The organism is Candidatus Poribacteria bacterium (assembly GCA_016866785.1).
Lineage (GTDB): Bacteria > Poribacteria > WGA-4E.
In genome coordinates, this window is sequence record VGLH01000151.1 from 1 (window position 1) to 8,630 (window position 8,630).

Sequence of the window (8,630 nt, forward strand, 5' to 3'; positions counted from 1 at the left end):
CGTCTACGACGTGGCGGGTTCACTCGTGCGGAAGCTCGACGTGGGCTACCGCGAGCCGGGGTACTACACATCGCGTGACGAGGCGGCGTACTGGGACGGTCGGAACGAGCTCGGGGAGCGGGTCGCGAGCGGGGTGTACTTCTACGAGCTCCGCGCGGGCTCCTTCCGGGAGACGCGGCGGATGGTGATCCACAAGTAGACGGAGTCATACGCCGTAGGGGCGACTCGCCGAGTCGCCCCTACGAACGCTCCTAGAGCCACGTTCCCGTGAACTGTGGTCAGTCGGGCGTGACCGTCTCGCCGGGGCGCAGAATCCATGCCTGGGGATGATGCGTAAAGCCGATGCGGGGGTAGTACTCGACGGCGGCAGGAGCCGACAGCAGGATGAGCGTCGCCGTCGGAGCCGCCGCCTGAGTGCGTCGGACGAGCTCCTTCCCGATGCCGCGCCTCTGATACGACAGCCGCACGGCAAGGTCGGAGAGGTACGTCGCATAGGCGAAGTCGGTCACCGACCGCGCGATGCCGACGAGCGTCTCGCCGTCCCAAGCCGTCACGACGAGGTTGGCGTTCTCCAGCATGGCGCGTATCCGCTCGCGGTCGTCGACGGGCCGGCGTTCGCCCAGCGTCGAGTCGACGTAGAGCTCGATCACCGCGTCCAGCGAGAGATCGTTGCCGATCCAGTAGGTCAGGGATGATTCGCCCGCCGGGCTCATTCGACCACGTCGACGCTCGGAGCGTCCTCGTAGACATCGTCCTCCGGCGATTCCGGCAGCGGGTCGTACTCATCCGCTGCGGCTGCGATGCGCGCTTGCAAGTCCGCCGTCATCGGCGGAACCAACGACGATCCGAGCCCCAGCCGCCGATCCACTTCGACCTGGTCGCGCGGAGGCAGCCACAGGAAGAAGTGCTCGGCGTCGTACGGCGCGGCGATGAGAGGAGTCGCCGGGCTGCGCCGCTTCGCATGGGCTTCCGCGACGCTGTACGCGCCCTCGACGCTGTTCAGGAACTTCTGCTGCTTGTCCTTGGCGCCGCGTTCCAGTTCCTTCCAGAGCACCAGCGCGAAGGTCGCGCACGCCTCGGCGTCGTTCTCCTTCGCTGGCGCAATCGTCACGAAGTTGGTGTCGCGGAACTCTCCGATGAACTCGCCGCTGTACGGCGCGTCGAAGACAACGACCCCGCTCATCGTGTCCAGCGCTGCCAGATGCTCCGCCAGGCGCGACGTGCGAATCGCCGTGTTGTTCCACAGGAACAGCACGCTCTCCTTGGCGTCCCCTTCGCCGAGCAGCGTGCCGGAACCGGCGACGTAGACGACGAGCATGTCCCTGTCGGACAACTGCTCGTAGAGGGTATCGACGGCGGTCGCGATGTGTTCCCACGTCGCCTTCTCCGCCGTGAGCAGCGTCGTGCGGGCGGGCTCGAACCCGTTCGCCTTCAGCGACTTGACGGCTGTCTCGACCAGCGACTCGCGGAACTTGCTCTTTCCTGCGCTGATGATAAGGGCGTACTTGTCGCCGGATCCGTCCTCTGCCGATGCGGCATCCCCGACATGCGCTCCGAAAAGAAACACGAAGGCAATCGCCGACGCCACGCCTCGAAGCCGCGCCACAGGGGAACGCATGATCCGGTCGCCTCCTCGCGGGAACGCTCGCCTGCCGCAGATTCAACGCGCCGGACGCTCCGGCGGTTGGCACACTTCGTCGGCTAGGCGTCGGTTTGCACGACCATTCCGCCCGGTCCCGACGAGAACCGAATGCCGTCTGAGTCGGCATCGACGACGATGGCATCGCCGTCGTGGAACCGCCCCGACAGGAGCTCCAACGCCAGCGGATCGAGCACTGCCCGCTGGAAGAGCCGACGCAGCGGACGCGCCCCGTAGACCGGATCGTAGCCGTGTTCCGCCAGCCACGCCCTGCCTGCCGCCGTGAGCGTCAGGCTCAGGTTCCGCTCCGCGACGCGACGGCGCAGCTCCTCGAACTGCAGATCGACGATCTCCGCGATGGCTTCTTCCGTGAGGCGGTTGAACAGGATGATGTCGTCGATGCGATTCAGGAACTCCGGTCGGAAGTGCGATCGGAGCTCGCCCATCACCTGGTCGCGGACGCTCTCGACGTCGCGGGCGTTCTGGAGCCAATGGCTCCCGATGTTGGATGTCAAGATGATGACGGCGTTGCGGAAATCGACGGTTCTGCCCTTGCCGTCCGTCATGCGCCCATCATCGAGGACTTGCAGGAGCGCGTTGAACACCTCCTGGTGAGCCTTCTCGATCTCGTCGAACAGGATGACCGAGTAGGGACGCCGACGCACGGCTTCGGTGAGTTGACCTCCCTCCTCGTAGCCGACGTATCCGGGGGGAGCGCCGATCAGCCGGGCGACGGAGTGCTGCTCCATGTACTCGCTCATGTCGATGCGGATCATCGCCTCGGACGTATCGAACAGGAACTCGGCGAGGCTCTTCGCCAGATGGGTCTTGCCGACGCCCGTCGGTCCGAGGAACACGAACGAACCGATAGGTCGCTGGGCGTCCTGAAGCCCCGCGCGCGCGCGTCGGATGGCGTTCGACACGCTCTCGACGGCTTCGTCCTGACCCAGCACCTTCTCCTTGAGCCGGTCGCTCATCGTCACGAGCTTCTGGACTTCGCTCTCCATCATCCGCGAGACGGGAACGCCCGTCCACTTGGCGACAACCTCGGCGACGTCCTCCTGCGTGACTTCCTCCTTGAGCATCGGGTTGTCCACGGACACGTCCTGGAGTGCCTTGAGCCGCCCTTCGAGCTGGGGCATCTCGCCGTAGAGGATGCGGCTGGCGCGGTCGAAATCGCCGCTCCGCTGCGCCCTTTCCTGCTCGATCTTCAACTGCTCGACCCGCTCCATCAACTCCTGCTGACCGTGGATCGCCTCCTTCTCCTGCTCCCAGCGGAGCTTGAGCTCGCGGAGTTGCTCCTCCAGGGCGGCGATCTCGGCGTTCAGCTTGTCGAGCCTGCCCTTGGACGCCTCGTCGGTCTCCTGCGCCAGGGCGCGCTGCTCGATCTGCAACTGGATGAGCCGGCGTTCTACCTCGTCGATCTCCACGGGAACGCTGTCGATCTCCATGCGCAGGCGCGAGGCGGATTCGTCGATCAGATCGACCGCCTTGTCGGGCAGGAACCGGTCGGCGATGTAGCGGTTCGAGAGCGTCGCCGCCGCGACGAGCGCCGCGTCCTGAATCCGGACGCCGTGATGCACCTCGTAGCGTTCTTTGAGCCCCCGCAGGATGGCTACGGTCTCCTCGACGGTCGGCTCATCGACGAGAACCGGCTGGAACCGGCGTTCCAGCGCGGCGTCCTTCTCGATGTGCTTGCGGTACTCGTCGAGAGTCGTCGCGCCGATGCAATGGAGCTCGCCCCGTGCCAGAGCGGGCTTGAGCATGTTCGAGGCGTCGACGGCCCCCTCGGCGGCCCCCGCCCCGACAATCGTGTGGAGCTCGTCGATGAACAGCACGACGGAACCAGCCGCCTCCTGAACGTCTTTCAGGACGGCTTTGAGCCGGTCTTCGAACTCGCCCCGGTACTTCGTTCCGGCGACGAGCGCGCCGATGTCCAATGCGATCAACCGACGGTTCTTGAGGGTCTCCGGCACGTCGCCGGATACGATCCGCTGGGCGAGCCCTTCGGCGATGGCGGTCTTGCCGACGCCCGGTTCCCCGATCAGGACGGGGTTGTTCTTCGTCCGCCGCGAAAGCACCTGCATGACACGGCGCACCTCCTCGTCGCGCCCGATGACGGGGTCGAGCTTGCCCTGGCGTGCCATCTCGGTGAAGTCGCGTCCGAAACGTTCGAGCGCTTGATACCGATCCTCGGCGTGAGGGTCTTCGACGCGCTGACCGCCTCGGATCGACTGGAGGGCTTCGAGAATGCGCTCCGGCGTGATGCCGTGCTTGCGGAGAACTTCGCTGGCGGCTCCCTCCTTCTGTTTCGAGAGCGCGAGTAGCAGATGCTCCGTGCTGACGTAGGCGTCTTTGAGCGCCTTGGACTCCTTCAGCGCCTCGTCGAGGAGACGACGGGTCGAAGACGCGAAGTAGAGTTCGAGCCCCTTGCCCTGCACGCGCGGGAGTTTGTCGAGCGCGGCTCCGATGTCGCCTGCCATGGCGCGCACGTCGCCGCCGAGCTTGGAGATGATGGCGGGCGTCGGCGCGCCTTCCTGCCGGACGAGCGCCATCAGCAGGTGCTCGGGGACGACTTCGGGATTTTCGCGTTCGCTCGCCAACTCCTGCGCGGCGGCGAGGGCTTCTTGGGTCTTGACGGTCAATCGGTCCATGCGCATACGCGGGCTCCTCGGCGATGCCTGTTGATCCTCCGCCCGCAAAGAAGCAAGGCATGTGCCATCGCCAGCGCGATCGCGTTGCTACCGTCGCTCCCGCCCCTTTTCCGTCGCTCCCGCGAAAGCGGGAACCTAGAGTCTACGTCGCAGGCTTCCTCACCGTCCATCAGCTCCGCACACCCACGCGACTCACTCGCGGGTTGGGAGCCAGTACTCTGGATTCCCGCCTGTGCGGGAATGACGCCGAGACTGTCCGATGCCGGCCGCCGATGGTGTGCCAGCGCGGCACGCCATTGAACGCGGACCGGTCGAGGGCTAGACTCTCTGGCATGGAACCGACTCGTCGCGCGGCGATTTTCCTCAACGGCGGTTACGATCCCAAGCACGCGCAGTTCTACGTCCAGGCATGCGCGCGAGCGCTGGTCATCTGCGCCGACGGAGGCATTCGCGCGTTCGACTGGCTCATGCAGGGTGCGGCATGGGCGAAGCCGCATCTCGTCGTAGGCGACTGCGACTCGATGACGCCAGCCGACCGGGAGCGATGGGAGTCGCGCGGCGCGGCGTTCGTCACGGCGTACGACGAACGCGCCGACAAAGAAGACTACACGGACGGGCAGTTGGCGCTGCATATCGCCGTGCGCGAGGGATGCTCCGAGTTTGTGTTCTACGGCGCTTTTCCGCCGCCAAACGGCTCCGATCACGACCATTTCCTCGGGAACCTGATGCTGCTGCCGGAGGCGCGCCATCTCGCCGGCGAGCGCCAGGGGTTCTGCGCCGCGATCCGCAGCCCGCGAGAGGACATCCGCGAATGCGTCGACGCCCTGATGCTCCGGCGCGTCGGCGACGGCATCAACCGCGTGTCGCTGATCCCGTTTGCGGGAGAGGCGCGCGTGCGCTCCAGCGATGGCTTGCGATGGCGGCTCGACGGCATGACGCTCCCTGTCCACCGGGCGAACGCCCTGCGCAACGAGATGACCGCCGACGCCGCCCGCATCGAACTGGAGCCCGACTCCCCGCCCATGTTCGTCGTCCACAACTGGTGACCGCGATGGGTTCCACCGCCGCCGACCGATTCGCAGCCCGCGTCGAGGCGTTCTGCCGCGACGAGCGGCTCGTGTCGCCGGGTCAGCGCGTCGTGCTCGCCGTGTCGGGGGGTCCCGACTCGATGGCGCTGCTGGAGTTGTTTGCCCGGTTGCGCGAGTCGATGGACGTGCCGCTCCACGTCGCCCACCTGAACCACTGCCTTCGCGGAGACGCCAGCGACGGAGACGCCGCGTTCGTCGAGGACCAGGCGCGGCTCCGAGACTTGCCGGTGACCGTTGAGAGGATCGACGTCGGGGCACGACGCGCCGAGGTCGGAGGCTCCCTGGAAGCCGTTGCCCGCGACGTGCGCTACGCGTTTCTGACGGACGTCGCGGGAAAAGTCGGCGCGGATCGCATCGCTCTGGGACATCATCGCGGCGACCTGGCGGAGACGGTTCTCATGCAGCTATTGCGCGGCGCTGGGAGCGCGGGGCTAGCGGGAATCCGACCCATCCGCGATGGGCTGTGGATTCGTCCACTGCTGGAGTGCTCGCGCGACGACATCCTCCGGTTCCTCGACGCCGAGGGCGTTCCCTACCGCACTGACGCGTCCAACGACGACCTGCGGTTCCTGCGCAATCGGGTTCGGCGGAACCTGATGCCCGCACTGGAGAGCTACAACCCGCAGCCCGACGCCGCGCTGAGCCGGGCGGCGCGTATCCTCGCCGACGAAGACGCGCTGCTGAGCGACCTGACGGACGCCGCTTGGGAACGCGCCGCCGACGGCGATTCGATCCGTACCGAGCCGCTTCGATCGGAGCCGGTCGCCGTCCAGCGGCGGGTGCTCAAGCGGTGGCTCGATGGGCTCCTGGCTCCCGCGCGGAGCGCGACGTTCGAGGAGGTCGAGCGGGTCCGCCGACTGGCTCTCACCGGAGGACGACGCGCGACATCCCTGACGCGCGCGATCCGCCTGCGCATCAAGAACGGGCGCATCGCAGGGGAGACGCGGGTATGACCGACCCACTGGGAGTCGTCAACGGCATGCGCGTCGGCAGGACGCTGCTCACGCAGGAGGCGATCGAGTCGCGGGTGAGCCAGCTCGCGGCGGAGGTCTCGGCGCGCTACGCCGGCAAGGAGGTGACGCTCGTCTCGATTCTCAAGGGGTCGTTCGTGTTCCTCGCCGATCTGACGCGGCGGCTGACGATTCCCACGCGCGTCGACTTCCTGGGCATCTCCAGCTACCAGGGGACCGAGTCATCGGAGGACATCCGGTGGACGACTCGGCTGACGAGTCCCGTCATCGGTCGGCACGTCCTCGTCGTGGAGGACATCCTCGATACGGGGCGCACGCTGTCGCGGATCATCGATCATCTGCGCGACCAGGAGCCCGCCAGCCTGCGGTTGTGCGCCCTGCTCGACAAACCGAACCGCCGCGTCGCTCCCGTCGAGGCGGATTTCGTCGGGTTCACGATCCCGGACGTGTTCGTCGTCGGCTACGGCTTGGACTACGACGGCTGGTTCCGCCAGCTTCCCTATGTCGGCGTGCTGGAGCGGGTCTGACCGTGACGCTGCGCGCTATGGGCGACCATGAGGGTCCTGATCGCTCGACGGGAAACAACAGTAACTGGGCAGAAATCGCTTCCGGGGTCGTCGACGATATGGAGTATGCAGAAGAGGAACCGAATATGCCGTTTCTCAGTGATACGGACCGTGCACGGCTCATCGCTGACCTGTCTCACATGGATGTTCAGAGGATGGCGTCTGCGAAGGCGGATGTGATTAGCCGCTTTCAGAGAGCTTTCTCTGTACCACACGTTGACGTCCTTCAAGAGGATGAGTTCAGGGCATTCCTCGACTTCAGGACCAACCGTCATTGGACGGGTCTGCATCGTCAAGGCTCCCGCATCTGCGCTGACATGGAGCGGCTGCGTGGCATTCTGCGGACGCTGTATGACGAGGACCGCCCTGTCAGAGAGCGATTGGCGACCGCCACCAACTCGATCCTTGGCATGGGGAAAGCGATTGCCACGGCGATACTTCATGTCGGATACCCCGAACGGTATGGGGTATGGAACCGCGTATCAGAGCAGGCACTGAGGAGGCTCGGCCTCTGGCCCGCCACTCAGCCAGCTGACGGGATTGGCGGAACCTACGAAGCGGTCAATCGGGTGTTACTCGCGTTGGCGACCGAGTTGGGCACGGACTTGTGGTCACTGGATTCGCTGCTATGGTTACAGACGACACAGCCCGAGCCGCCACCGCCACCCGATCTGCCCGTACCCGACCCGCAGATGTTTGGGTTGGAGCAGCACCTGCATGAGTTCATTGTCGACAACTGGGACCAGATTCCTGAGCTTGGGAAGGAGTGGAGGATCTACGAAGAAGCGGGCGAACCGGAAGCCGGATACAAGTACAGCTGTGCCGCAGGCGAAATCGACGTTCTCGCCCACCATGCCTCAGACAGTAATAGATGGCTCGTCGTCGAACTGAAGCGCGGACAAACGGACGATACGACTGTGGGGCAGATACTCCGCTACATGGGCTGGGTGAAGAAGGAGCTCGCCAAACCAGAAGGTTCGGTTGAAGGACTGATCATCGCCCATTCCGAGAGCTTGCGCTTGCGGTACGCGCTCCTGGCTGCTTCGAACATCCGCTTCATGACGTACTCGGTGGAATTCCATCTCAGACCCGTCCCAGTCCACGCCGACGACTGATGCCAAAGGCTGATTCTCACAGCTCCCGTACGTCGGCGTGCTGGAGCGCGCCTGACTCTGGAGTGCCACACCAAGGGCTACCAGGAGGGCCCTTGGCTTCCTGCGCGAGTCAGCAAGGTTGATGTGGCTTTCGGAGTCGTCGACGACGGCGCTGTTCGCCCTGGGCGGCGTCGCCGAGCGGAACCAGACTTCTACTCCCTTCAGGGAAAAGGCGGGATGAGTGCCTGCGTGACGCGGCTCGCCTGAACCGGTAACATACTCCGCGATCACGACCGCCCGACCCGTCTGCCGCATCGGAGGCGTCCATGCCCCGCATCTACGTCCACCTGCTGAATCCGCGCGAGCATCCCGACGACCTTCGCCGACACACCAAGCCCCCGACGTGGGAGACGTTCGGGAACCGGACGCAGTTCACGTCGCTGCGCGGCTTAGGCGTCTCGGAGGGCAAGCTGGTCGGGTTCGTCGAAGAGATCGAGCGGTACACGCGCACGCACGAGCTCGGCGACGTTCTCTGGCCCTCCTACCCCATCATCTACGCCGACAACCTCGACGAACTGACGCGGGAGATCCAGGAGCGCGGGCTCTACCTGTTCGATA

Annotated in this window: 8 protein-coding genes; 5 read left to right on the plus strand and 3 right to left on the minus strand. The window is 65.6% G+C overall.

Annotated elements, in window-relative coordinates:
* Positions 1-278: 278 nt before the first annotated feature.
* The 3 genes from FJZ36_16535 to clpB all read right to left on the minus strand — a co-directional run bounded on the left by FJZ36_16535 (position 279) and on the right by clpB (position 4,299).
* Positions 279-713 (minus strand): GNAT family N-acetyltransferase, encoded by a 435-nt coding sequence (locus tag FJZ36_16535; protein MBM3216507.1) that lies wholly within the window; start codon positions 711-713, stop codon positions 279-281.
* Positions 710-1,618, minus strand: coding sequence for a hypothetical protein (locus FJZ36_16540; GenBank protein MBM3216508.1), 909 nt, complete (start codon positions 1,616-1,618; stop codon positions 710-712). The genes FJZ36_16535 and FJZ36_16540 overlap by 4 nt, the downstream gene beginning before the upstream one ends.
* An 83-nt stretch (positions 1,619-1,701) precedes the next feature.
* Positions 1,702-4,299 (minus strand): ATP-dependent chaperone ClpB, encoded by a 2,598-nt coding sequence (gene clpB, locus FJZ36_16545; protein ID MBM3216509.1) that lies wholly within the window; start codon positions 4,297-4,299, stop codon positions 1,702-1,704.
* Positions 4,300-4,316: 17 nt separating this feature from the next.
* Between clpB and FJZ36_16550 the strand changes: the two genes are divergently transcribed.
* The 5 genes from FJZ36_16550 to FJZ36_16570 form a co-directional block, all read left to right on the plus strand.
* Positions 4,317-5,339: a thiamine diphosphokinase gene (locus FJZ36_16550; GenBank protein MBM3216510.1), complete on the plus strand. Its 1,023-nt coding sequence runs from the start codon at positions 4,317-4,319 to the stop codon at positions 5,337-5,339.
* A complete protein-coding gene (tilS, locus tag FJZ36_16555; protein ID MBM3216511.1) occupies positions 5,210-6,334 on the plus strand; it encodes a tRNA lysidine(34) synthetase TilS in 1,125 nt (374 codons plus the stop codon). Before FJZ36_16550 ends, tilS begins: the two co-directional genes overlap by 130 nt.
* 26 nt (positions 6,335-6,360) lie before the next feature.
* Positions 6,361-6,879 (plus strand): hypoxanthine phosphoribosyltransferase, encoded by a 519-nt coding sequence (hpt, locus tag FJZ36_16560; protein ID MBM3216512.1) that lies wholly within the window; start codon positions 6,361-6,363, stop codon positions 6,877-6,879.
* A 2-nt stretch (positions 6,880-6,881) separates the two neighbouring features.
* The gene (locus tag FJZ36_16565; protein MBM3216513.1) at positions 6,882-8,033 is read left to right on the plus strand and encodes a DUF91 domain-containing protein; all 1,152 of its coding nucleotides are present in this window, start codon (positions 6,882-6,884) and stop codon (positions 8,031-8,033) included.
* A gap of 305 nt (positions 8,034-8,338) precedes the next feature.
* On the plus strand, positions 8,339-8,630 hold a 292-nt coding region (locus FJZ36_16570), incomplete at its 3' end, for a hypothetical protein (GenBank protein MBM3216514.1).